The 23,715-nt window shown below is 72.4% G+C and carries 24 protein-coding genes; 10 read left to right on the forward strand and 14 right to left on the reverse strand.

Features of this window, described 5'->3' with window-relative positions; all coding sequences use genetic code 11:
- Nucleotides 1–33: 33 nt before the first annotated feature.
- The 5 genes from WJM95_RS03675 to WJM95_RS03695 form a co-directional block, all read right to left on the reverse strand.
- Nucleotides 34–3,030 carry an SMC family ATPase gene (locus WJM95_RS03675; RefSeq protein WP_339128010.1) on the reverse strand — a complete coding sequence of 999 codons (2,997 nt, stop codon included), beginning with the start codon at nucleotides 3,028–3,030 and terminating at the stop codon, nucleotides 34–36.
- A 55-nt stretch (nucleotides 3,031–3,085) separates the two neighbouring features.
- A complete protein-coding gene (locus tag WJM95_RS03680; RefSeq protein WP_339128011.1) occupies nucleotides 3,086–4,249 on the reverse strand; it encodes an exonuclease SbcCD subunit D in 1,164 nt (387 codons plus the stop codon).
- A 109-nt stretch (nucleotides 4,250–4,358) separates the two neighbouring features.
- On the reverse strand, nucleotides 4,359–4,985 hold the full coding sequence (locus tag WJM95_RS03685; protein ID WP_339128012.1) for a YigZ family protein: 627 nt from the start codon (nucleotides 4,983–4,985) through the stop codon (nucleotides 4,359–4,361).
- Nucleotides 4,986–5,107: 122 nt separating this feature from the next.
- The gene (locus WJM95_RS03690) at nucleotides 5,108–5,650 is read right to left on the reverse strand and encodes a histidine phosphatase family protein (RefSeq protein ID WP_339128013.1); all 543 of its coding nucleotides are present in this window, start codon (nucleotides 5,648–5,650) and stop codon (nucleotides 5,108–5,110) included.
- The gene (locus WJM95_RS03695) at nucleotides 5,647–6,417 is read right to left on the reverse strand and encodes a hypothetical protein (protein WP_339128014.1); all 771 of its coding nucleotides are present in this window, start codon (nucleotides 6,415–6,417) and stop codon (nucleotides 5,647–5,649) included. The genes WJM95_RS03690 and WJM95_RS03695 overlap by 4 nt, the downstream gene beginning before the upstream one ends.
- A 264-nt stretch (nucleotides 6,418–6,681) precedes the next feature.
- Here WJM95_RS03695 and WJM95_RS03700 point away from each other — a divergent pair, with 264 nt between their 5' ends.
- The 4 genes from WJM95_RS03700 (at nucleotide 6,682) to ppk2 (ending at nucleotide 9,635) form a co-directional block, all read left to right on the forward strand.
- Nucleotides 6,682–7,563 carry an alpha/beta hydrolase gene (locus WJM95_RS03700; protein ID WP_339128015.1) on the forward strand — a complete coding sequence of 294 codons (882 nt, stop codon included), beginning with the start codon at nucleotides 6,682–6,684 and terminating at the stop codon, nucleotides 7,561–7,563.
- A gap of 22 nt (nucleotides 7,564–7,585) precedes the next feature.
- Nucleotides 7,586–7,993 carry a CoA-binding protein gene (locus WJM95_RS03705; protein WP_339128016.1) on the forward strand — a complete coding sequence of 136 codons (408 nt, stop codon included), beginning with the start codon at nucleotides 7,586–7,588 and terminating at the stop codon, nucleotides 7,991–7,993.
- Between the two features lie 102 nt (nucleotides 7,994–8,095).
- Nucleotides 8,096–8,536 carry a GNAT family N-acetyltransferase gene (locus tag WJM95_RS03710; RefSeq protein WP_339128017.1) on the forward strand — a complete coding sequence of 147 codons (441 nt, stop codon included), beginning with the start codon at nucleotides 8,096–8,098 and terminating at the stop codon, nucleotides 8,534–8,536.
- A 166-nt stretch (nucleotides 8,537–8,702) separates the two neighbouring features.
- A complete protein-coding gene (ppk2, locus tag WJM95_RS03715; protein ID WP_339128018.1) occupies nucleotides 8,703–9,635 on the forward strand; it encodes a polyphosphate kinase 2 in 933 nt (310 codons plus the stop codon).
- A 71-nt stretch (nucleotides 9,636–9,706) separates the two neighbouring features.
- On the opposite strand, the gene WJM95_RS03720 is transcribed toward ppk2, so the two are convergent.
- Complete coding sequence (locus tag WJM95_RS03720) at nucleotides 9,707–10,066, reverse strand: metalloregulator ArsR/SmtB family transcription factor (protein WP_339128019.1); 360 nt, start codon at nucleotides 10,064–10,066, stop codon at nucleotides 9,707–9,709.
- Between the two features lie 271 nt (nucleotides 10,067–10,337).
- On the opposite strand from WJM95_RS03720, the gene WJM95_RS03725 reads away from it, so the two are divergent.
- Nucleotides 10,338–11,306, forward strand: a complete 969-nt coding sequence (locus WJM95_RS03725; RefSeq protein ID WP_339135338.1) for a cation diffusion facilitator family transporter — start codon at nucleotides 10,338–10,340, stop codon at nucleotides 11,304–11,306.
- A 46-nt stretch (nucleotides 11,307–11,352) separates the two neighbouring features.
- Here the strand turns inward: WJM95_RS03725 and WJM95_RS03730 are convergent, their stop codons facing one another.
- Together WJM95_RS03730 and WJM95_RS03735 are read right to left on the reverse strand one after the other, a co-directional pair.
- Nucleotides 11,353–11,913, reverse strand: a complete 561-nt coding sequence (locus tag WJM95_RS03730) for a YbaK/EbsC family protein (protein ID WP_339128020.1) — start codon at nucleotides 11,911–11,913, stop codon at nucleotides 11,353–11,355.
- Nucleotides 11,914–11,992: 79 nt separating this feature from the next.
- Nucleotides 11,993–12,565 (reverse strand): XRE family transcriptional regulator, encoded by a 573-nt coding sequence (locus tag WJM95_RS03735; RefSeq protein ID WP_339128021.1) that lies wholly within the window; start codon nucleotides 12,563–12,565, stop codon nucleotides 11,993–11,995.
- 93 nt (nucleotides 12,566–12,658) lie between these two features.
- Between WJM95_RS03735 and WJM95_RS03740 the strand changes: the two genes are divergently transcribed.
- Nucleotides 12,659–13,516 carry a DMT family transporter gene (locus WJM95_RS03740; protein WP_339128022.1) on the forward strand — a complete coding sequence of 286 codons (858 nt, stop codon included), beginning with the start codon at nucleotides 12,659–12,661 and terminating at the stop codon, nucleotides 13,514–13,516.
- 22 nt (nucleotides 13,517–13,538) lie between these two features.
- Here the strand turns inward: WJM95_RS03740 and WJM95_RS03745 are convergent, their stop codons facing one another.
- Nucleotides 13,539–14,357 (reverse strand): acyltransferase, encoded by an 819-nt coding sequence (locus WJM95_RS03745; RefSeq protein ID WP_339128023.1) that lies wholly within the window; start codon nucleotides 14,355–14,357, stop codon nucleotides 13,539–13,541.
- A 143-nt stretch (nucleotides 14,358–14,500) separates the two neighbouring features.
- Here WJM95_RS03745 and WJM95_RS03750 point away from each other — a divergent pair, with 143 nt between their 5' ends.
- The gene (locus WJM95_RS03750) at nucleotides 14,501–15,031 is read left to right on the forward strand and encodes a gamma carbonic anhydrase family protein (RefSeq protein WP_339128024.1); all 531 of its coding nucleotides are present in this window, start codon (nucleotides 14,501–14,503) and stop codon (nucleotides 15,029–15,031) included.
- Between the two features lie 31 nt (nucleotides 15,032–15,062).
- Here the strand turns inward: WJM95_RS03750 and WJM95_RS03755 are convergent, their stop codons facing one another.
- From WJM95_RS03755 to WJM95_RS03765, 3 genes are all read right to left on the reverse strand, one after another.
- Entirely contained in the window at nucleotides 15,063–15,713 is a 651-nt protein-coding gene (locus WJM95_RS03755; RefSeq protein ID WP_339128025.1) for a DedA family protein, read from the reverse strand.
- Between the two features lie 134 nt (nucleotides 15,714–15,847).
- Nucleotides 15,848–16,897, reverse strand: a complete 1,050-nt coding sequence (locus WJM95_RS03760; RefSeq protein ID WP_339128026.1) for an NAD-dependent epimerase/dehydratase family protein — start codon at nucleotides 16,895–16,897, stop codon at nucleotides 15,848–15,850.
- Nucleotides 16,898–17,057: 160 nt separating this feature from the next.
- Nucleotides 17,058–18,941 carry a LamG-like jellyroll fold domain-containing protein gene (locus WJM95_RS03765; RefSeq protein ID WP_339128027.1) on the reverse strand — a complete coding sequence of 628 codons (1,884 nt, stop codon included), beginning with the start codon at nucleotides 18,939–18,941 and terminating at the stop codon, nucleotides 17,058–17,060.
- Nucleotides 18,942–19,149: 208 nt separating this feature from the next.
- Between WJM95_RS03765 and WJM95_RS03770 the strand changes: the two genes are divergently transcribed.
- Nucleotides 19,150–19,581 carry a PaaI family thioesterase gene (locus WJM95_RS03770; protein WP_339128028.1) on the forward strand — a complete coding sequence of 144 codons (432 nt, stop codon included), beginning with the start codon at nucleotides 19,150–19,152 and terminating at the stop codon, nucleotides 19,579–19,581.
- Here WJM95_RS03770 and WJM95_RS03775 read toward each other — a convergent pair.
- Nucleotides 19,559–19,894 (reverse strand): hypothetical protein, encoded by a 336-nt coding sequence (locus tag WJM95_RS03775; RefSeq protein ID WP_339128029.1) that lies wholly within the window; start codon nucleotides 19,892–19,894, stop codon nucleotides 19,559–19,561. The genes WJM95_RS03770 and WJM95_RS03775 overlap by 23 nt on opposite strands.
- 725 nt (nucleotides 19,895–20,619) lie before the next feature.
- Nucleotides 20,620–21,057 (reverse strand): DUF4442 domain-containing protein, encoded by a 438-nt coding sequence (locus WJM95_RS03780; RefSeq protein ID WP_339135340.1) that lies wholly within the window; start codon nucleotides 21,055–21,057, stop codon nucleotides 20,620–20,622.
- A 205-nt stretch (nucleotides 21,058–21,262) separates the two neighbouring features.
- On the opposite strand from WJM95_RS03780, the gene WJM95_RS03785 reads away from it, so the two are divergent.
- Together WJM95_RS03785 and WJM95_RS03790 are read left to right on the forward strand one after the other, a co-directional pair.
- Entirely contained in the window at nucleotides 21,263–22,315 is a 1,053-nt protein-coding gene (locus WJM95_RS03785) for a hypothetical protein (protein WP_339128030.1), read from the forward strand.
- A 159-nt stretch (nucleotides 22,316–22,474) separates the two neighbouring features.
- Nucleotides 22,475–23,530, forward strand: coding sequence for a hypothetical protein (locus WJM95_RS03790; RefSeq protein ID WP_339128031.1), 1,056 nt, complete (start codon nucleotides 22,475–22,477; stop codon nucleotides 23,528–23,530).
- Nucleotides 23,531–23,715 lie beyond the last annotated feature (185 nt).

Genomic DNA, 23,715 nt, shown 5'->3' on the forward strand with positions numbered 1-23,715 from the left:
GCCGCTCGGCCGCTGAGCCGGCGGCCGGCGAGATCACGCGCCGCGCTGCCGTACCACCGACCCCGTTCTCCCCTTCACGACCTCCAGCTGCGCGTGGATACGACGGCGCAGGTCTCCGACGTGGCTGACGATGCCCACGCTGCGGTCGCGTTCGCGCAGCGAGTCGAGGACGTCCAGCACCTCGTCGAGGGTCTGGTCGTCGAGGCTTCCGAAGCCCTCGTCGATGAAGAGCGTGTCGAGGCGCACCCCGCCGGCCTCGTCCGTGACCACGTCGGCGAGACCGAGGGCCAGGGCGAGAGAGGCGAAGAAGGTCTCGCCGCCGGAGAGGGTCGCGGTGTCGCGCTCCCGTCCGGTCCAGGCGTCCACGACGTGCAGTCCGAGCCCGCTGCGTCCGCGCCCCGCGCGGTCGTCGGAGTGGACCAGGGTGTAGCGACCCGAGGACATTTTCTGAAGGCGGGCGGTCGCGGCGGCGGCGACCTGTTCCAGCCGGGCGGCCAGCACGTACGCCTCCAGGCGCATCCTGCGTTCGTTGTCCGCCGACGTCCCGGCCGCCAGTCCGGCGAGACGGGCCACACGCTCGTGCTCCTCCCGCAGCGGGGCGAGCCGGCGCGCCCCTCCGGTCGCGTGGGCGGACAGCGTGTCCAGTTCGGCGCAGCGCCGGGCCGCGGCGTCCTGGGCCGACGCGGTCTCCCGCAGCCGCCGGGCCGCGGATTCGGCGCTCTGCTCGGCGGCCCGCAGGTCGACGGGAGCGCGCCGCGCCGCGGCCGCGGTGTCGGCCTCGGCCAGCACGGCGCGCACCGACGACTCCTCCAACTGCCACGCGTCGAGCTGCCGTTGCAGATCGCGGTGCGCCACGTCGTCGAGCATCGCGGCGGCCGCGGCGGCCGGGGTCTCGAATCCGGCGCGGAAGGCCGCGTCGGCCAGACGCGCGTCGGCGTCCTTGAGGCGCCGCGCGATGTCCTCCGCCGCCCGGACGCCTTCCGCCGCCTCGGTGAGCAGGGCGACCTGGCGCTCCAGCTGCGTGGCCCGCTCGGACACGCTCGCGGCGGCGCCCCGCGCGTGTTCCAACTCCCTTTCCAGGGTGGCCTTCTCACGGTCGAGCGAGTCCCGGTGCGAGGCCCGTGCGGCGACCCGGCGGCCGGCCTCCTGCCGGTCGGTCAGCCGTCGTTCGTGTTCCCGCTCGGCCTGTTCGCGGGCCTCGCGGGCGGCGTGCAGCCCGGAGGCGGCCGTGCGGGCCTCGGTGTGCAGCCGGTCCAGTTCCTCGGCCTGTTCCTGGAGTTGCCGGGTCGGGGCGTCCCCCGCCTCGGCGGTCGCGGCGGCCAGGGCCTCGCGTACGACGCCGAGCCGGCGCTCGGCCTCGGCGCGCTCCTCGTCGGCGGTGCGGTACGCGGCGAGGGCCCGCTCCTCCGTCTCGCGGTCGACATGACCGGCGATCTTCCGTGCGGGCTCCGGGTGTTCGGTGGCCCCGCACACCGCGCAGGACTCGCCGTCGACCAGTCCGGCGGCGAGTTCGGCGGCGATCCCCTGGAGACGCTGTTCCTTCAGGTCGAGCCAGTGGGCGTGCGCCCGCGTCGCGTCCTCGCGCGCGGCCAGGCTCCGGGCGTTGGCCTTCTCGGTGTCCCGGGCCAGTTCGTCGCGCAGCCGGGCGGCGGCGAGCCGCTTGGAGGCGGGTTCGCGCTGGACGGCGAGCTGTTCCGCCCGTGCGGCGGCCTGCTGCGCGGTGTCGACCCGCGCCTCGGCACCGGCTCGGGTCTCCTCCCAGTCGGCCAGCCAGCTCTCGGCGTCCTGGAGGACGTCGTCGTCGGCGCGTTCCTGACGGTCCAGGGAGGCGCGCTCCGCGGCGAGTTCACCGAGGCGCCGCTCGGCACGGCGTGCCGACTCCAGACCGCCCAGTTCCTCGGCGGCCTTGCGCGCGGCGGCCGCGAGACCGGGGGCTCCGGCGCCGGCGAACGTCTCCGGCAGGGCGGCTCGCGCGCGGGTCTCCTCGGCGGTCGCGCGCCGGTGTTCGGCCTCGGCCGCGTCGCGCAGGTCGAGTGCGGGCGCCACGGCCTCGGCCTTGCGCGCCCGTTCCATGCGCGTCCGGGCCTCCTGATGGGCGTCGGCTCGCCCCTCAAGGCGGGCGGCCCGCTCCTGTGCCTCGGTGAACCGGCGCTGGAGCCGGTCCACTTCGCGCACGTCGTCGAGGGCGCGGTCGGCCGCGGCCTGTGCGGATTCCGCGGCCCCGCGGGCGCAGCGGGCGACGGCCAGCGTCTCGCGGGCCGTGCTGCGGGCCAGCGCGGCCCAGCCGAGCACGGACTCGGCGAGGCCCGGATCGCCGGGCGCGAGGTCGGGCAGCGGCTCCTCCACGATGCGGCCGGCCGCCTGGTGCATCCGGTGCGCGTCGGCGAGCAGCGCGGTGTCCGCGGCCCGCACCTCGGCCTCGGCGGCGCGCCGGCGCTCGGCGAGCCGCTTCTCGACCTCGGCGAAGCGGTGGGTGTCGAAGAGGCGGCCGAGCAGTTTGCCGCGGGCCTCGGCGTCGGCCCGCAGGAAGCGCGCGAAGTCGCCCTGGGGCAGCAGGACGACCTGGCAGAACTGCTCGCGGCTCATGCCGAGGAGCTGGGTGATCTCCTCCCCGATCTCCTGGTGGGAGCGGCTGAGGTCCTTCCAGGCGGCGGCCGCGGAGTCGTACTCGCGCAGCCAGCTCTGGGCCTTCTCGGTGGTCGTGCCCGTGCCGCGCTTCTTGGGGCGCTCCCAGGGCGGCTGCCGGGTGACTTCCAGCCTGCGCCCGGCGACGCTGAGTTCGAGGCGGATCTCGGTGCGGGTCTCGGGGGCCGCGTGGTCGCTGCGCAGGCCGAGGCCCTGGGCGCTCTGCCGGGCGCCGGGAACCGCTCCGTACAGGGCGTAGCAGACGGCGTCGAGGACGGAGGTCTTGCCCGCGCCCGTCGGTCCGTGCAGCAGGAAGAGCCCGGCGGCGGACAGTTCGTCGAAGTCGACGCGCTGGGTCGCGCCGAACGGGCCGAAGGCGGTGATGTCCAGGCGGTGCAGCCTCATCGGGTTCCCTCGGTCTCCGGGCGGTCGGCCCCCTGGGTGTACGGCGGACGTGAGGTCACCGGGCGGTCTCCCGTGCGTTCTCGTCGGCGCGGACGGCGTCGAACGCGTCCTGGAGCACGGCCTGTTCCCGGGCGTCGGGTCCGACGCCGCGGACGTGGGCCACGAAGTCCTCGGCGATCTGCTCCTCGCTGCGGCCGGCGATCCGGCGGGCGTACGAGACGTCCGGGGCCTGCGGGGAGCGCTCGGGCTCGAAGACGAGGCTGAGCGTGTGCGGGAAGCGCTCGGTGAGCCGCGCCATGGGGTCGGCGGGCCGGACGGGGTCGGTGAGGGTCGCCTCGATCCAGGCGTCGGTGTGACGGTCGAGATCCGGGTCGGCGAGCAGGTCCTCCAGATGTCCCCGGAGGCGGGCGAGCGGGCGGGGCACCGGGCAGTCGATCCGCTCCGCGGCCAGGGAGCCGTCGGGGCCGAGGTCCACGAGCCACATGCTCTTGCGGTGGTCGGCCTCGGAGAAGGAGTACGGCAGCGGGGATCCCGAGTAGCGCACGCGCTCGGTGATGGTCTGGCTGCCGTGCAGATGGCCGAGCGCGGTGTAGTCGACGCCGTCGAAGACTGCGGCGGGGACGGAGGCGACGCCGCCGACGGTGATGTCCCGCTCGCTGTCGCTGACCGCGCCGCCGGTGACGAAGGCGTGGGCGAGGACGACGGAGCGGGTGCCGGGCGCGCGTCCGGCGAGGTCGGCGCGGACCCGGTCCATGGCGGCGGCGAGCACGGTCTCGTGGCCGGCCCTCTCCACCCCGAACTCGTCCTTCACCAGGGCGGGTTCGAGGTACGGCAGGCCGTAGAAGGCGACGTCGCCGTGGGTGTCGGACAGCACCACGGGTGTGCCGCATCCGGCGGGGTCGGTCCGCAGATGGACGCCGGCGCGGCCGATGAGTCCGGCGCCGACGCCGAGCCGCCGGGCCGAGTCGTGGTTCCCGGAGATCATGACGGTGGGCACCCCGAGGTCGGCGAGCCGGTGCAGGGCGTCGTCGAAGAGCTGGACCGCGGCCAGGGGCGGCACGGCACGGTCGTACACGTCTCCCGAGACGACCACGGCGTCCACCTCGCGCTCGCGCGCAGTCGTGACGAGATGGCCGATGAAGCGGGACTGGGCGTCGAGCATGTTCACGCGGTGGAACGCCCGGCCCAGGTGCCAGTCGGAAGTGTGCAGGAGCCTCATGATCCCCGAAGGGTATCGGCCGGGTCTGACATCACGGGCGGTTACTCCCGTATCGGCCCACCACGACCGTCACCGGACTCCGACCATTCGTCCATATTCGCCCGGATTGTCACGCGTCGCCGTACGCCTCTCCGCCCAGCTCGAAGGCGGCCGTCCCTGCGGTCACGTCGGCCAACCAGGCCCGGAAGGACTCGACATCGGCGTCCGGCAGCCCGATCTCGATGGTGACGGCCTCGCCGTAACGCACATCACGCACCTCGCGGCCGGTCGAGCGCAGATCGTTCTGCACCTTGCCCGCCCGCTGGTGGTCGACGGTCACGGTGGCGAGCCGGAACCGGCGGCGGGTGATCGTGCCCAGCGCGTCGAGCGCCTCGCCGACCGAGCCGCCGTACGCCCTGATCAGTCCGCCGGCGCCCAGCTTGACCCCGCCGTAGTAGCGGGTGACGACGGCGACGACGTACCGCATGTCGCGGCGCAGCAGCATCTGGAGCATGGGGACGCCCGCGGTGCCGCCCGGTTCGCCGTCGTCGCTCGCCTTCTGCACGGCGCCGTCGGCTCCGATGACGTACGCGAAGCAGTTGTGCGAGGCGTCCGCGTGTTCCTTCCTGATCGCCGCGACGAAGTCCTGGGCCTCCCGCTCGGTGGCGGCCGGGGCGAGAGCGCACAGGAAGCGGGAGCGGTTGACCTCGGTCTCGTGCACGCCCGTATGGGCCACTGTGCGGTACTCGTCCTGCATCGGGCCAGCGTATGCGCTGCGCGCGGGCCCGGCCGACGTGGCCGGACGGCGACCCTGCGCGAGTCGGCGATCACGTACCGCGACCGCCGGAGGGGATCACTCGGGCGCGTGCGGGCCGGGATTCAGTCCTTCTTGCCCCTCGGCACGACGACGTCCGTCAACAGCGCGTCGCCGGGGCCGAGTTCGTGCCAGGCGCCGCCGTGCCAGACCAGGACCGCGACGGCCGAGGTCGGGAACTTCGTCCGGACCCGGCCCAGCGTGTCGTCGAAGCCGTCCCCGGCCAGTTCGAGAACCAGCTCCTCGAGCCCCGGGTTGTGCCCGACGAGCAGCAAGGTCCGCACGTGTTCGGGGACTTCGCGCACCGCTTCCAGCAGCTCCGGTACGTCGGCTCCGTACAGCCGTCCGTCGAGCCGTACGGGCGGCGGAGTCCCCCACTCCCGTGCCGCCAGTTCCCAGGTCTCCCGGGCCCGTACGGCGGTCGAGCACAGCGCGAGGTCCGGCAGCAGGTCGGCGTCCGCGAGGGCGCGTCCGGCGGCGGGGGCGTCACGACGGCCGCGGGTCGCGAGGGGCCGCTCGTGGTCGGGCACCCCGTCCGGCCAGGCGGACTTGGCGTGCCGCAGGACGACCAGTCTTCGCCTGGGGCCGGTGGCCGCGCGCGCGTTCACAGGGACGCTCCGATCTCGCGGGTGAGTTCGAGGCCGAGCAGCCGGTCGGCGTAGGCGTACGTCTCGAACCGGGCACCCTCGGGCAGCGCGGAGGTCTCCACCGACCGCAGGACGTCCAGTACGGCGGGCACGTCCAGGTCGTCCTCCCAGGCGGCGCGCAGCCGCAGCCGTACGTCCTCGGGGACCGGCTTGGAGGGCCGCCTCGCCCAGTCGGCGACGGCGGAGCGCCAGCGTCCCAGCGTGCCCTCCGCCTCCGCGAGGACCTCGGCGTCGAGGCTCAGGGGCAGCTCTCGCGGCCGCGCGAGCAACGCGAACCGCAGGGCCGTGGGATCGGCGGGGGCGGAACGGTGCCCGGCGCCCACCGGTGCCACTTCGATCCGCGGGCCGTCCGTCACGGCGGCGCCCTGGGCGACGACTTCGAGGGTCCGGGTCGCCGCCGGTCCCAGATCGGTGTCCCGGTGATCCTCGAACGGCCGGATCCCGAGTTCGGCGGCGCGATCCCGGAGCCCCGCCTCGCTCCAGGAGTCCTCCCCGCCCTCCGGATCCGTCCGGTCCCCGGCCTCGGCCGGGGCGGGCGCCGAACTCAGCGTCGCCCAGGCGGGGTTGCCGCCGAACTCCAGGGCCCGGACCAGGACGTCGGCGACGAGGAGCACGCGCAGACCCGTGAGGTCGAACCCCGGCGGATGCGCGTGGACGCGGACCAGACCGCGGCGGGCGAGGGCTGCGTCGACGGGTTCGCCCGTACGGGCGTCGATGATACGGAGCACGAGGTGAGCCTAGGCGGCCGTCGGGGCCGGCGCGGGGAGGTGGGGGCCGTTCCGGACACGCGCCCGCACCCGGGGTCCGGGCCGCCGTCCGACGCCGGGCCCGGCACGGCCGGACGGGGTCCCGACGGGCGTGAACAGCGCGTGCAGTACGGTCCGTTCGGTGTCGCGGGCCGGACCGGGGCCCGGGGCGCGGGCCACGCGGCCTTGACAATCCGCTTCCGGCGACGGAAGGCTGACCGACCAGTCGGTATGAAGGAGTGGACCGTGACTGGACCGAGCATCTCCACCGCCGCCGGCGTGTTCGACGCCCTCACGGCGGGTCCTCCCGACGGCCGCCCGGTGCTGCTGCTGCACGGTTTCCCCCAGACCGGGCTGGCGTGGCGACGGCAGATCGAGGCGCTCGCCGCCGAGGGCTACCGCGTCGTGGCACCCGACCAGCGCGGCTACTCCCCGGGAGTCCGCCCGGAGCGGGCCGAGGACTATCGCATGAGCCTCCTGGTCGCGGACGTCGTCGCGATCACGGAGGAACTGGGCTGGTCCACGTTCGATCTCGTCGGTCACGACTGGGGCGGCGCGGTGGCGTGGTGGACCGCCTCGGCCCATCCCGGCCGCGTACGCACCCTGACAGTCGTGTCCACCCCGCACCCCGGGGCACTCGCCGAGGCGCTGCGTACGGACGACGACCAGCGCGCGCGGTCCCGGTACATGATCGACTGGCGCGAGACGCCCGCGACCGAACAGCGCATGCTGGCCGACGACGCCGCACTGCTGCGCTCGCTGTTCGCGGGAAGGGTCCCGCGGGCCAGTGCCGAAGCCTACGTCCGGCGACTGTCCCGGCCCGGCGCCCTCACCGCGGCACTGAACTGGTACCGGTCCGGGCGTCCCGACGGCACGATCGACGTCATCGAGGCGCCCACGCTGTACGTGTGGAGCACGGGGGACACCGCGTTCGGACCGGTTCCCGCGAAGGACACCGGACGCTGGGTCGACGGGCCGTACCGCTTCGAGATCCTCCCGGACCTCAGCCACTGGATCCCGGAGGAGGCTCCCGAGGCCCTGAACCGTCTGCTGCTCGAACACCTGCGGGCGCACGGCCCGAGGAATCATCACGCTCCGCCCGCCGTTGAGCACAATGAAAGCGACTGACCGAGCCCCAGGGAGGCCGAGCGTGTACGGCGACTCAGACACGATCCGCAGGATCCTGACCGAGCAGGGTGACACCTGGGCGATCGTCGGGCTCTCGTCGAACGAGCGGCGCGCGGCCCATGGCGTCGCCGACGTCCTCCAGCGCTACGGCAAGCGGATCGTGCCCGTGCACCCCAAGGCCGAGACCGTCCACGGAGAGCAGGGGTACGCCTCGCTCGCGGACATCCCCTTCGAGGTCGATGTCGTCGACGTCTTCGTCAACAGCCACCTCGCGGGTCCCGTCGCGGACGAGGCGGTCGCCATCGGTGCCAAGGCCGTCTGGTTCCAGCTCGACGTGATCGACGAAGCGGCCTACGAACGGACGCGCGCCGCCGGACTCGACATGGTGATGGACCGCTGCCCGGCGATCGAGATCCCGCGCCTGGGCTGAGGCCGAGACACCCGGCCGACGCCCCGGCACGACCGGGCCAGGACCGGTCCGCTTGAGCCAATCCGGTTGACGCCACCTGATCCGCACCGGTTTTCTGCTCCGATGCCCATCCTTCGCATCGAAGCGCCCGACGACGAGGCCCGCCTCGCGGACTGGCGGCACGTCCACAACGTGATCGTCCCGCCCGCCGCCCTGTCCCTGGACGAGGTGCGCGAACGCGTGCGGCGCTACCGCCTGGAGGTCGCCTACCTCGGCGACGTCCTCGTGGGCTGCACGACGGTTCGTCCGCCCACCGACGACACCGCGACGGCGACCGTGATCGCGCGCGTGCTGGCCGAGCACCGCGGGCAGGGTTTCGGTGAGGAGTTGTACGCACGGGGGCTGGAGCAGGCCCGCGCGTCGGGCGCCCGGGTGATCGAGACCGTGGTCCTCGCGGCCAACGGGGACGGTCTGCGCTTCGCCCGCCGGCACGGCTTCACGGAGACCGAGCGCTATGTCCTCCCCGGGGAGACCGCGGAGTGGGTGGACCTGAGGCTGGACTGAGCGCATATCGGCTCCGGCACGGCTCGGCTTCGTCTGCGGTTCTCCCGCTGTACGCCTCCGCTTGCTTCCATCGGGGACGGGCATCACGTCCCTCCCGCGGTGATCACTGAAACGGCGCGAACGTACGGATCGGCGGACAATCGGAGCACGGGCAGAGGAGGGCCGGATGACGGAACTGCTGGCAGGGATGCGGGTGGACTACACCGACCACGACGACCCCGTCCTGATCCGGCCGGACGGCAGCCCGGTGGACACCTGGCGGGAGAACTACCCGTACGAGCAGCGCATGGAGCGCAAGGAGTACGAGTGGCACAAGCGTCTCCAGCAGATCGAGCTGCTGAAGCTCCAGAGCTGGATCAAGTTGACCGGCCGACGCCTCGTCGTCGTCTTCGAGGGGCGCGACGCGGCGGGCAAGGGCGGCACGATCAAGCGGTTCACCGAGCACCTCAACCCGCGCGGCGCCCGGGTGGTGGCGCTGGAGAAGCCGACCGAGCGGGAGCGCGGGCAGTGGTACTTCCAGCGCTACGTGGAGCATCTGCCGACCGCGGGCGAGATCGTGATGTTCGACCGGTCCTGGTACAACCGGGCGGGTGTGGAGCGGGTGATGGGCTTCTGCACCGACGACGAGTACCGCCGCTTCATGCGCCAGGCGCCCGCCTTCGAGCGGATGCTCGTCGACGACGGCGTGGACCTGATCAAGTTCTGGTTCTCGGTCTCCCAGAGTGAGCAGCGCACCCGCTTCACCATCCGTCAGGTCGACCCGGTACGGCAGTGGAAACTGAGCCCCATGGACCTGGCCTCGCTGGACCTCTGGGACGACTACACGGCGGCCAAGGTCGCCATGTTCCGCGAGACGGACACCGCGCAGGCGCCCTGGACCGTGGTGAAGAGCAACGACAAGAAGCGGGCCCGCGTCGAGGCCATGCGCAGTGTCCTGGCCCGTTTCGCCTACGCGGACAAGGACCACGAGGTCGTCGGCAGCCCCGACCCGAGCATCGTGGGCGCCGCGGCGAACCTGCTGGAGGAGGGCGAGGGCGAGGACCACGTCACCGCCGCGGGGGACGGCGCGGTCATGGGCGACGGCACGCTCACACGCTGACGGGCGGGGGGCGCCGGGCAGCGGGCGGGCGTTCGTCGACGCGGCCCCGGCGCCGCACGGGTGGCTTGGTCTCAGTCGTGCGCCGGGCGGTCGGTGAGCCGGTGATCGGCGAGGTTCAGCGCCTCGTCGACCACCCGGCGCAGATGCCCGTCTCCGAGCGAGTAGATCACCCGGCGTCCTTCCTTCCTCGTGTTCACGAGCCCCGCCAGACGGAGCCGGGCCAGATGCTGGCTGACGGCCGGCCGAGCCGCTCCGCACGTCTCGGTCAGCGTCGTGACATCGGCCTCGCCCCCGGTCAGCGCGTGCAGCAGCGTGAGGCGGGTGCGGTCGGCGAGCAGGCCGAGGAGTTCGGCGGCGAGCGCGAACTGTTCCTCGCCCGGGGTACGCGGGTGCTCATCGTGCGCAGGTGACAGGTGCATGCGTGCGCTCATACGCACATAATGGTCCCGTGGACGTCGGCGCGTCCACTCCCGCGCACGGAAGGGGACCCACGTGAACGACCGCCACGACCACGACCGGCACCACCACGGCCATCATCACGCGGACGACCGGCACCACGGGGACGACCACGGGACCGGCAGTCACGGGACCGGTGGCCACGGCGGTCACCGCGGCGAGGACGACGGCGGGCGGCCCCACAGCCACGCGCACGGGCACCCACACGGCCACCCGCATGACCACCCGCACGGGCGCGGGAGCCGGCTGCGGCATCTCCTCTCCCCGCACTCCCACGAGGCGGCGGACAAGGTCGACCCGGCGTTGGAGGCCTCGGCCCGGGGCATGCGGGCGCTGTGGATCTCCCTGGCCGTCCTCGGCACAACGGCCCTGGTGCAGGCGGCCGTTGTCATGCTGTCCGGATCGGTCGCCCTGCTCGGCGACACCGTGCACAACGCGGCCGACGCCCTGACCGCCCTGCCCCTCGCGGTCGCCTTCACGCTCGGCCGCCGGGCGGCGACGAGGCGGTTCACCTACGGCTACGGGAGGGCGGAGGACCTGGCGGGCATCATGATCGTCCTGACGATCGCGGCCTCCGGGGCCTTCGCGGCCTGGGCTGCGGTCGGCCGGCTGCTCGATCCGCAGCCCGTGCGGCACCTGCCGGTGGTGGCCGTCGCCGCGCTCCTCGGCTTCGCCGGCAACGAGTGGGTCGCCCGGTACCGCATCCGTGTCGGACGTGAGATCGGCTCCGCCGCGCTCGTCGCGGACGGACTCCACGCCCGTACCGACGGGTTCGCCTCACTCGCCGTGCTGGTGGGCGCGGGCGGCGCGGCCCTCGGCCTGCCACTCGCCGACCCCCTGGTGGGGCTGGCGATCACGGCCGCGATCCTGCTCGTGCTGCGCGACGCCGCCAGGGAGGTCTTCCGGCGCGTGATGGACGCCGTGGAGCCGGAGTTGGTGGACCGGGCCGAGCGGGCGTTGCGGCAGGTCCCGGGGGTGCGTGACGTGGGCGAACTGCGGCTGCGCTGGATCGGGCACAGGCTGCGCGCCGAGGTGGCGGTGGTGGTGGACGGCGAGGCGACCGTACGTCACGCCCACGACATCGCCGTGGACGCCGAACACGCCCTGCTGCACGCCGTCCCGAAGCTGACCGCTGCCCTGGTCCACGCCGATCCGGCGCCTGCACCCGGCGAGGCGGACCCCCACCAGGTGCTGGAACATCACACGGCCGCGTGAACGAACCGCCTTCCCTGACAGGAGCAGAGCTCCAGCCGGAAGGACGTCAGACGGCGACGCCCAGGCCCTCCACCACCACCGCGTTCGGCAGCTCCGCGAACGCGGCGCCGGGCACCAGGAGTTTGCCGCGCCGGCGTCCACTGCCCACCAGCACGTACGGCAGCGCGACGACGGCGGAGTCGACCAACACGGGCCAGTCGTCGGGGAGTCCGACGGGGGTGATGCCGCCGTACTCCATGCCGCTCTCCCCCGTCGCGACGTCCATCGGGGCGAACGAGGCCTTGCGGGCGCCCAGTTGCCGGCGTACGACGCCGTTGACGTCGACGCGGGTGGTGGACAGGACGACACACGCGGCCAGCCTCGTCTCGGTGCCGCGTCTGCCCGCGACGACCACGCAGTTGGCGGACGTGTCGAGCAGTTCCTTGCCGTAGTGCTCGACGAAGACGGCGGTGTCGGCCCACTCCGGGTTCGTCTCGACGTAGACGATCCGCTCGGCGGGTGTGCCGCCGCGCCACCCGCGCACCGCGTCGGCGACGGGCCGGACGAGTTCGTCCAGGCGGTCGGGGGCGGGGAAGGCGTGGTCGAACTGTCCGATCGGTGCGCGCATGACGGAACGCTAACAGCCCGCCGGGCGCGCCCCGGAGGGAGCACCGGCCCTTGTTCCCCTCGCCTCCCCGCGCCAGGACTCAGTGCACGAGGGGGACCGACACCGCCATGACCATCTCTACGGGCACGTGCCCCCTGTTGGCGTACGTGTGGGGGGTGTCGGCCTCGAACGACACGCTCGCCCCCTCCGGCACCCGGTGCTCGACCCCGTCGACGGTGAGGGTCATGTCGCCCGAGATGACGTGCACGAGTTCGACGGTGCCCGTGGGGTGCGGGTCGGACGGACTGCCCTCGCCCGGCATGAGCCGCCAGTCCCACATCTCCAGCGGACCGGGCGCCTCCGTCCCGGCCAGCAGCCGGTTGTAGCTGCCCGCGTCGGTGTGCCACAGCCGTACGGCCTGGTCGGCGGGAACGATCCGGACCTTGGGCCCCTGTTCGTAGTCGAGCAGGGTGGTGATGCTGACGCCGAGCGCGTCACCGATCTTGACGACGGTCCCCAGGCTGGGGTTGGTCCTGGCCTGCTCGATCTGGATGAGCATGCCGCGGCTGACTCCGGCGCGGGCGGCGAGCGCCTCCAGAGTGAAGCCGCGCTCTGTGCGCCAGCGCTTCATGTTGCGCGCCAGGGATTGAGTCAGCAGGTCGAGATCCGACACATTCCGTCCAATATTTTGAATGACAGAGTTCAATCAGGTGAACTATCGTGTGGTGCACCCGATCGTTCAACGAACTGTACTGCGAGGCCCCCCGTGACAGCACTCTTCGCCCTGGCCACCAGCCTCCTGTGGGGCCTGGCCGACTTCGGCGGAGGCCTGCTGACCCGGCGCACCCCCGCGCTCACGGTGGTCGTCGCCTCCCAGTCGATCGCGGCGGTGGTCCTCGGCGCGATCGTGCTGGCCACCGGCGGCTGGAGCGCCGCGGGCCCGCAGCTGTGGTTCGCCGTCGCCGCCGGCCTGGTGGGCCCGGTCGCGCTGCTCTCCTTCTACAAGGCGCTCGCGCTCGGGCCGATGGGCGTCGTCTCGCCGCTCGGCTCGCTGGCCGTGGCGGTTCCCATCGGCGTCGGCCTCTTCCTCGGGGAGCGCCCGGGACTGACGCAGATCGCGGGCATCGCGGTCGCCGTGGCGGGTGTCGCCCTCGCCGGCGGTCCCCAGCTGCGGGGCGCGCCCGTGCAGCGGCAGGCGATCCTGCTGACCCTGATCGCGGCCGCCGGCTTCGGCACGGTGTTCGCGCTGATCGCGGAGGCGTCCTCCTCGGTCACCGGCCTGTTCCTGGCCCTGTTCGTGCAACGCCTGACCAATGTCGTCACCGGCGGCGCGGCCCTCGCCTTCTCCGTCCGGCGCGGCGCGCGGGCCCTTCCCGAGGGCGGGTTCCCCTGGGCCTCGCTGCCCGCGCTCGCCTTCGTGGGTCTCGCCGACGTCGCCGCCAACGGCACGTACTCGGTGGCCGCCCAGCACGGCCCGGTCACCGTCGCCGCCGTCCTCGCCTCGCTCTACCCGGTGGTCACGGCGCTGGCCGCGCGCGGTGTCCTCAGGGAACGGCTGCGGGCCGTCCAGGCCACCGGGGCGGCACTGGCGCTGGTCGGCACGGTGCTGCTGGCGACCGGCTGAGCGCGAGGGAGCGCTGCCGGAGTCAGGACTCGGCGCGGACGTCCCCGGAGGTCGCGTGCACGTCCCCGGCCGCGTCCCGCGCGTCGAGATCCAGCTCCGCGAGCCGCGCGACGGTCTCCTCGTCCAGCTCCGCGAGCGCCTGGAGCTGCCCGGGGGTCACCCCGTCGGGGATCGGTACGGGCGGCGGTGTACGCAGCGGCGGCTGCCATCCGGCGACCGGGTCCCAGCGCCTGACGACCTTCGCGGGCGCCCCGGCGACGACGCAGTGGTCGGGCACCCGCCCCCGTACGACCGCGCCCGCCGCGACCACGACGTTCCGTCCGATCCGCGCGCCGGGCAGGATCACCGCGTTGGTCCCGATCCAGCAGCCGGGCCCGATCTCCACGGGCTCCATCCGCGGCCACTGCTTGCCGATGGGCTCGTGCGGATCGTCGTACGAGTGGTTCGTGGAGGTCACGTACACGTAGGGCCCGAAGTAGCAGTCGTTGCCGATCGTGACCGTCGTGTCGGCGATGACATGGCTGCCGCGGCCGAGCACCACACCGTCCCCGATGCGCAGGATCGGGTCGGGACCGAGGTCGAGATCGGGCATCAGACCGGCGGTCAGCGTGACCTGCTCGGCGACGATGCAGTACGAGCCGAGGTGGATCCAGGGTTCGCCGAAGACCGTGCCCAGCGGGAAGGCCAGCTTGGTGTTCTCGCCGATGGCCCCGAAGCGGAAGCGGCCCGGCCGCTCGGCCGAGACCGTTCCGGCGCGCCGCATCCAGGCCCAGCCCGCGTGGACGGCGCGCTGCGCGAGGCGTCGCCGCCATGATGAGAACGTGTTCTTGCTCCTGGACACGCGTTCACGGTACTCAGGGCGGGGCACGCCGACGCGGTCACACGGCTGTGATCTTCGCCCTACCGGAGGTACGCGCGGACGATGGCATACGGTGCCGGTGTACCTGGCAGGACCGGACCACGAGACGGCGAGACGGTGACACGGTGACGACGCAGCAGGCGCTGATCAAGGGGATCGGCGGCAAGGAACCGCGGGTGGACCCGGAGGCGTTCGTCTCCCCCACCTCCGTGGTCATCGGGGACGTCACGCTGGAGGCGGGCGCGAGCCTCTGGTACGGCGCGGTGCTGCGCGCCGACTGCGGCCCGATCGTCATCGGCGCCGGGAGCAATGTGCAGGACAACTGCACGCTGCATGTGGACCCCGGTTTCCCCATCACCGTCGGGGAGCGGGTCTCGATCGGCCACAACGCCGTGGTGCACGGAGCCACCGTCGAGGACGACTGCCTGATCGGCATGGGCGCCACGGTGCTCAACGGGGCCGTGATCGGGGCCGGCTCGCTGGTGGCCGCGCAGGCGCTGGTGCCGCAGGGGATGGTGGTACCGCCGGGCTCGCTCGTCGCCGGTGTCCCCGCGAAGGTCAAGCGGCCGCTGACCGACGAGGAGCGCGAGGGACTCTCCCTGAACGGTGTCTTCTACGTGGAGCTGGCGAAGGCGCACCGCGGGATCCACGAGTAGCCCCGCCCACGCCGCGGTACGGGCGGCGGCCCTACTCGGCGGCGGGGACGGGCTCCGCCTCCGCCGCGCCGTGCTCGGCCGCCGTCTTCCTGGCCTTGCGGCGGACGACGAGCATCGAGGCGAGACCGACGAGGACCGCGGCGACCAGACCGAGCCACGAGAAGCGCTTGAGCCAGGACTCGGCGACGACACCGACGTAGTAGATGACCGCGGTGGTGCCCCCGGCCCAGATGATGCCGCCGAGGACGTTGGCGATCAGGAACTTCCAGTACGGCATCCGCAGCACACCGGCGAGCGGTCCCGCGAAGATCCGCAGCAGGGCGATGAAGCGGCCGAAGAAGACGGCCCACATGCCCCACTTCTGGAAGGAACGCTCCGCCGTGGCGACATGGGCCTCGCCGAAGTGCCGTGGGAACTTCGCGCCGAGCCAGGCGAGCAGCGGACGTCCGCCCTTGCGGCCGATGGCGTAGCCGATGGAGTCGCCGACGATGGCCCCGAGGCTGGCGCAGGCGCCGAGGACGACGGGGTTGATGCCGCCGTGCTGCGAGGAGAGCAGCGCCGCCGAGACCAGGACGATCTCGCCGGGAAGCGGGATGCCCAGGCTCTCCAGGCCGATGACCAGGGCCACGAGCGCGTAGATACTGACCGCGGGCACCGTCTCGAGCCAGTCCTGGACGTGCAACGCCGGTTCCTCCCGTTTCGGTGTACGTGACCCGGCCGACCGCGTTTCGCATGATCACCGAGGTGCGCTTCCCCGGAGCGCTCGCCCGGAAGCCTACCTGGTCGCCGTGAACGGGGGCCGGGACGTGGGGCTCGTCACGCCCGCCGGCGCCAGCTCTCGTAGTGGTCGAGCAGGGTCTCCTCGACCGGGCGGTAGGTGATCCCCAGTTCCCGCACGCTCCTGCCGTTGTCGACGGGGAACCGGATGCCGAGGTGCTTGCGGATGTAGTCCTGGGTCAGTCCGAACGCCGGGCCGAGGACGCGGACCGGCCAGTGCGGAAGCGCGGTGCGGGGCAGCCGGAGGGCACGGGGATACCGGCCGCGGACGATGCGCGCCATCTCGTGGAAGGACGTCATCGTCTCGGCCGCGACGATGTAGCGGCCCTTGGCGCCCTCGTGCTCGGCCGCCGCGATGTGCGCGTCCGCGACCTCGCGGACGTCCGCCGTGGTGAAGCTGAAATCGGGAGCGCCGTAGAAGAAGTAGCCCTTGAACAGCTCGTCCAGCAGGAACAGGCTGCCGGACCGCGACGCGGGGGTGAGGGACGGGCCGAGGACCAGACCGGGGTTGACGGACACCAGGCGCCAGCGGTCCTGGGCCGCCTCCGCCGCCCACGCCTCGCGCTCGGCGAGCGTCTTCGCGTAGTGGTACGGGTTGTTCTCGACCGTGCTGGTGGTGTTGAAGTACTTCTCGGACAGGACACCGCCGTCCATGTCCCGGACGTCGACGTAGTCACCGAAGATCGCGCCGACGGTGGAGGTGAGGACGACTTTCCCGACCGTCGGTGTCCGGTCCACCCCGGCCAGGACGTTGCGGGTGCCGAGCAGCGCCGGGTCGACCATGTCCTTGCGGCCGTCCTTGATCTTCTCCGGCATCAGGAACGGCGACGCCACGTGGAAGACCACCGCGCAGCCGCTCATCGCCGCGTCGAAGGACCCTTCGGCCAGCAGATCCGCCTCGAAGAGTTCGAGCCTGCCGGGGAAGGCGTCGCCCATCTCCCGGAGCGGTGCCACCTTCGCCGTGTTCGCGGTGCTTCGGACGGTGGTGTGGACGCGGTAGCCCCGCTCCAGCAGCCGCCGCACCAGATGGCTCCCGACGAACCCGCTGCCACCGGTCACCAGTACGGTGCCCTGCCCGCGTACGCCCACGCTCGCGCTCCTCGTTCCCGCTCCCCGGCGCGCCGCCCGCCCTGCCCGGCGGCGCCCCTCGTTCGTAGGCCAGCGTCGGGCATGGCGGGCCGGAAGGGAACAGGTGTGCGCTCCCCCGGCCGGACTCCGCTTCCCGGGCGTCCGGCCGGGGTCCCCGCGTCTACGGCCTGGCCGACGGGCCCTGGGCGAACGGCGCGAGGAAGTCCTTCACCGGCAGGGCGTGGTCGACGATGCGGGTGTCGCCGATCCAGCCGTAGAAGCCCTGTCCGAAGCTCTCGTCGAACTGGGTGGCGCCGATGACGAAGGGCTTGCCGAGCGTCGCGATCCCGGTGGACGGCTGCGTGGGGTTGCGGGCGATCTTCGAGCCGTCCACGTACAGGACGGTACGGCGGCCGTCGTTGACGACGGCGACATGGGTCCAGCGGCCCACCGGCAGGGCGTGGCTCCACAACGTCGGGTCGGCGTCCTGCCGCGCCGGGTAGACGACGAACTGGAGGAAGCGCTCCGGCGACAGGTTGAGGCTGCACGTGGGCTCCAGCGGGGACCAGCCGGTCGTCTTCCCGGCGTCGCCGTTGCGTCCCTCCCAGCTCAGGACGCCCATCCAGGCGTGGTCGCCCTCGAAGGGATCGGGCAGCCTGATGAAGGTCTCGATGGTGTAGCCCCGGGTGAACTTCGCGCTGTTGAGCGCGGCTTGGGCGCTCGTCGAGAGGACGGCGCCGCGGTCCGGACCCTTTCCGCCGTCGAAGTGGAGGCTGGCGTGGGCGGGCTGGCCCGGATGGTGGTCCGCCGACCAGGTCAGGACGTCGGGGCCGCTCGCGTGGAGCCGGCTCGCGGTGAGGTCGTTCCCGTTGCCCGTGAGATCGCGGACGACCGTGCCGTCCGTGACCGGAGCGCCCGGGCTCGTGCCGGAGCCGTCGAAGCGCCAGTAGGCGACGGTGCCGCGCGGCATCACGGCCGAGGCGGGTCGCGGCTTCGGCGGGACGACGGGCGCGAAACCCGCGAAGCGCTCGTCGAAGTCGATCCGCAGGCCGAACCGGTCGACGGGACCGGTCAGTTCGATCGTCTCGGCCTCCAGGGGAGTCCGCTTCTCGGGGTCCCGGGCGAGGAACCACGGCGCGAACGTCTCGACGTCGATGACGCCCCGTGCCAGGTCGAAGGAGTAGGTGCGGATCATTCCGGCACCCCCGTAGTAGCGGTCCTGGTAGTTGGTGATGTGGACGTGGACATCGTTGTCGTGGTCGTTGGTCAGGACCGTGCGCCCCGGTGGCCAGTAGTGTCCGCCGAGGGCGAGGAAGATCTGGTCGTTGCCGCGCACGAGCCCGTTCCACAGGCGTTCGCCGTTGTCGGACAGCCGGGCCTTGCCGTCGTCGTCGGACCAGGCGATGTCGTGTGTGGTGAGGACGGCGGGAAGGGTCGGGTGGGCGTCCAGGACACCCTGGGCCCAGCGCAGCCCCTTGTCCGACACCCGCCAGTCCAGGGCGAGCACCAGCCACTCCCGGCCGGCGGCGCGCAGTACGTGGCAGCTGTTGTAGCCGTCGGGAGAGGCGCCGCGGAAGGTGGGCATGGAGGCGTAGCGCTCGGGGCCGAACGCGGCGAGGTAGGCGCTGTCTCCGCGCTGGTCGTCGGTGGACGACGGGATGTCGTGGTTCCCGGCCAGGACGCTGTACGGGACCTTGCCGTGCAGGGTGCGGAAGGTGTCGGCGGCGCGCGAGATCTCGTCCCGGGTGCCGTGTTCGGTGACATCACCGAGGTGCGTCATGAAGGCGATGTTCGCCTCGGCGCGCTCCGCCACGAGATACCGGAAGGTCTCCCGCAGCGGCGCCGGGTCCGCGCTGTCGGCGTCGAAGAGGTACTGCGTGTCGGGGAGCACGGCCAGCGCGAAGCGCGGGCTCTCGGTGTCGAACCGGCCCCCATGGCCGGTGGTCGCGGCATGCGCCGGACCCGTCTCGAAGGCCGCGGTCGCCGCGCCGGCCGCGGGTACCGCGACCGCGGCGCGCAGCAACGCCCGTCTGTCCGGACCGTTCCGCTGTCCTGCCGTGCCCATCTGCCCTCCAGGTGAATGGAATCGAGGTCAGGAGGCAGGGTGGTGACCGGCCATGACAGGACGGTGGCAGCGAGCTGAACGAGGCATGGTGTTCGCCGCACGATCACCGCGCCACCGTCAGCCCGGGACCAGAACATGCCTATTTCACAAGGGAGTTGATAGAAAGGATCACCACCGTTCGTCCCCTCTCTCCCACAAGGAGCCCGATGTGACCGTCACCGCCGACGACATCTACGCGCTGGCCCCCTACGCCAGGACCCTGGGGGTGCGCTTCACCGCCCTGTCCGCGGAGGGCGTGGACGCCGAACTCGACTTCGTGCCCGAACTGTCCACCGCGGGAGGGGGACTGCACGGGGGCGCGCTCATGGGCCTCGCCGATGTCGCCTCGGCGGTGTGCGCGGCGCTGAACGGTCCCGTGGGCGCCGTTCCCGCCACCACCACCTCCACCACGCACTTCCTGCGACCCGTGCGCGAGGGCACCGCGTACGCGAAGGCCCGGGTACTGCGGGTGGGGCGTGACACGGCGGTCGTGGAGTGCGACATCGAGGACGAGCGGCACCGGCTCTGCACACGGGTCACCCAGACGGTGAGCGTCCGGGTGCCCGGCGGCGGGAATGTCACCGCTTCCGTTCCAGGATGATCCGTTCTCCGTCCCACAGGAGCGTGTCTCCCGGCCCCGCCAGGATCGGCGTCTCGTCGCCGCGCCGGATGACGTATCCGTCGGGTCCCGGGACGGCCCGGTAACCGTGCCGGAGGCACCAGCGCTGGGGGATGTCGATGAACATCGTCCAGGTGATGGTGATGCGGCCGGGGTCGGCCGCCTCGCGGTTGCCGACCATGCGCCGGAACAGCCGCGCCGATCTCAGGAGCGCCCGCCGGTCGCGCTTCCACACCGGCAGACCGGATGCTTCGCCCTCGTAGTCCCGGGCGAGGTCGAGCAACGTCCCACTCACGGCGCCCTTTTCTCACGTCGATGACCGGAGTGCCCGGCGAACGGACGGGCCGGCGCTTCGGGGTTCACCCTGGCCGGTCGTCGGGGCGTTCGTCGGCAGCCCGCCCCGTGAGGCGGACTTGTCCTTACCCATGCTTCAACGTGGGGCATCGTCCGGGGACACGCCCGGAGCGAGGAATCGTCGTACGGCCTTCGACGGTCCGTGGCACGGAGACAACAACACTCGCTGGGGACACACCCGTTGCCCCCTGCCACCGCTTGGTCCCGGGGTCGGACGCGTGATCCACGGCAGGTCCGGACAGCAGCACGCCCCACCCGGGGTTCCACGTCGGGTGGGGCGTCAGCAGCATCCCCGACTGGTAGTCGTTGAACGCTTGATGGGATCAGCGTAACGGCGGCCACTGACAACGACGGTGACGGCCGCGGGGCGCCCGGGCGGCGCCGCACCGGCGGCGCTCGTAACGGCGGCGCTCATGCCGGAGGTGCTCGCGCGGGCGGCGCTCATGCGGGGCGGCTTCGCCTCGGATCCGGCAGGCGTCGGGCCGGTCCCCGTCGGGCCGCGCCACTCCCCGTCAGGCCGCGCCCGCCGTCGCCGGACGGCACAGGACCACTCCGTCCCCGCCAGGCGGGACACCCATCGGCGGACGGTCCGCGAAGGATCTCCCCGGCCGCCCCCTGAGGCTCGTCACGAACCTCAAGGGAGCCGGGGTCCCACAGGTCGGAACGTCAGCCGTTCGGGCGGAGGGTCCAGATGACCGTCATCTCGCCGGTCACCGCGCCGTCACCGCGCTGGATGGCGATGGTGACGGGAAACTCGGGGCGCTGCCCGGCGTCCAGCTCCGCGACGACGTCGGCGGCGGGGCGCCCGAGGGTGGCGGTGGCCGTGACGGGACCCATCGCGAGCTTCTTGTACGCGATCTCGGCGCTGACCGCGAGCGGCACCGCGCGGGAGAGCTGGTCCCCGAAGGCGGCGAGCACGATGGCCCCGCTCGCCGACTCCCCCAGCGTGAACATGGCTCCGGCGTGCGGTCCGCCGACGTGGTTGTGGAAGTCGCCCTGGTCCGGGAGCGCCACGACGGCCTTCTCCGGAGTGGTCTCCACGAACTCGAGATTCAGGGTCCGCGCCATCGGCACGGTCGCGGCGAGCATCTCGCCGATGGTCATCTGGTCTGCGCTCATACCGCGATGTTACCCACGGGTAGGAAAATTTGGCCAGACCTGTCCCTCCGGCATCCGCACCAAAAGGCACCGGAAGCCCCCAGAAGGGCACCGGAAGACATCGTCGCCGAATACGGAGACACACTCCGGTACAGGCCTGACGAAACGCGGTGACAGAAACGTTTCACAAGCGCCCCTAACGTGACTGCCCATGTGGCCAGGAGAGCAGCCGCCCGGAGGCGAGCAGAACCCGCCGGGACAGATCCCGCAGGGGCAGAACCCGTACCAGCAGCCGGGGTACCAGCAGCCGAACCCCTATCGGCAGCCCGGATACCAGCAGACCCCGCCCCCGCAGCCGGGACAGCCCGGCCCGTACGGACCGGCGCCGGGGCAGCACCAATGGGGCGCGGCCTCCCCCGCGGGCGCGCCCGAGCCGCCGCGGGACAACGGGAACCGGACGAAGGTGATCGCCGTCGTGGCGGCCACCGCCGTGGTCGTGGCCGCCGGGGTGACCGGTGCCCTGCTGCTCGGAGGCGACAGGAACGACCGTGCGGACGGCGGCGACAAGGGAACGGGCCCGAACGCCTCCGCGAGCGCTCCCAAGAGCCCGAGCTCCTCGCCCTCCGACGGTGACGCGCGCGGAGGGGCCGGTGAGCGGCCGACCGTTCCCGGCTGGAAGGTCGTCGTCAATCCCAAGTGGGGCACGGCCTTCGACGTGCCCGCGGACTGGGAGGTGGCATCGCCCGGCACGTCGACCGGGTTCGAGCGGCACGACGCGAAGGCCGGCGACAAGCCGTTGATCATGATGTCGGCGCCCGCCTACTTCAAGTCCAAGTGGTGCAGCTCCGACGAGGACAAGGACGGCCGTACGGAGGACACCGCGCTCGGCGTCGCGGGCACCAAGGGCGCGAGCGGGGCGAGGAGCACCGACGAGGTCGCCGTGAACCAGGTCGCCTGGTGGGTGTACGGCGGCTACACGCAGCCGGACAAGAAGAGCCTGACCTTCGACAAGAAGTCCCGGCCCTACACCACGCGTTCGGGCATCACCGGAAGCGTCGCCTGGGCCCGGTCGAGGAACACGCCCCAGAAGGGGAAGTGCGCGAGCGACGGCAAGGCGGTCACGTTCGGATTCAAGAACTCCGCAGGCGACTTCGTGGCGTGGAACCTCTACGGGGCCACTGGTGTGAAGGACGAGATACCCGACGCGACCGTCCTGAGGATCCTGAGCACCGTACGGCTGCACGGCGACCCGACGGGATCCTGAAACGGGGCGTCCGGCGCCAGGAGTCCGCCCGGCGAAGCGGTCTGACGAGACGTCAGGCCTGTGCGCGGCCGGGACCAATGGGACAAGTGGCCCGATGACACCGTCGTTTCGGGGACCGCCGTGGCACCGGGGTCACAGGCCCCTCTATCGTTACCAGCCATGTGGCCAGGACAGCAGCCGCCCGGGGGCGAGCAGAACCCGCAGGACCAGAACCCGTACCAGCAGCCGGGGTACCAGCAGCCGAATCCGTATCAGCAGCCCGGATACCAGCAGCCGGGGTACCCGCAGCAGCCGGGCCCGTACGGACAGCAGCCGGGGCAGCCGCAGTGGGGAGCGCCGTCGGATCCCCTCGGCATGCCCCAGGCTCCCGGCGGCAACGGTGGCAGCGGCGGTGGAGGCGGCAACAAGACGAAGATCACCGCGATCGTCGCGGCCCTGGTCGTCGTGATCGCCGCCGGGGTCACGGGATTCCTCGTCCTGGGCGGCAAGGGCAAGAACGACGACAAGGCCGGCGGCGACCCGTCCAAGTCTCCCAAGGCGTCGGCCTCCACGTCGGCGAGCGCGAGCGCGAGTGATGCCAACCCGCGCGGTGGCGACGACGAGAAGGCGACGATCGCCGGCTGGAAGGTCGTGGTGAACCCGAAGTGGGGCACCGCCTTCGACGTGCCGCCGGACTGGAGTGTCAGCACGCCCGGCACCTTCATAGGTTTCGAGGACGACAAGAAGGGCGACGGCTCCGCGCTCATCGGCATGTCCGCGCCCGCGTTCCTCAAGGAGAAGTGGTGCACCTCCGACGCGAACAAGGACGGCCGCACCGAGGACACCGCGCTCGCCGCCGCGGGCACCAAGGGCCAGAGCGGGGCCAAGAACACCCAGGACGTGGCACGCAATGACTCCGCGTGGTGGGTCTTCGGCGGCTACACCGACCAGAAGGACGCTTCGAAGAAGCTGCTGAAGATCGGCAAGCCCGAGGCGTTCACCACCGCGTCCGGCATCGAGGGCAGCGTCGCGACGACGTACTCCAAGGGCGTCGTCAAGAAGGGCAAGTGCGACTCCGACGGCAAGGCGACCACCTTCGCCTTCAAGAACTCGGCGGGCGACTTCGTGTCCTGGACGCTCTACGCCGCCAAGGGCGTCTCGGAGGAGATCCCGGACGCGACGGTGAAGAAGATCCTCAGCACCGTACGGCTGCACGGCGACCCGACAGGTTCCTGAGCCTCAGCCGGAGCACGCGGTTCCGGGCCGCACCGGGGTCTCATCCCGGGGCGGCCGCGGGAGGCCGGCCGGCTACGGGGCGGAGCGTGCGCTTCCGGCCCTGCCGTCCGCGACAGCACGCCTCCCGCCGGGCCGGCGTGCCGGTGCGTGAGCCGGGCGGGCCGAGCGCCCGGAAGGGTCTTTGA

The organism is Streptomyces sp. f51 (assembly GCF_037940415.1).
Classification (GTDB): Bacteria; Actinomycetota; Actinomycetes; order Streptomycetales; family Streptomycetaceae; genus Streptomyces.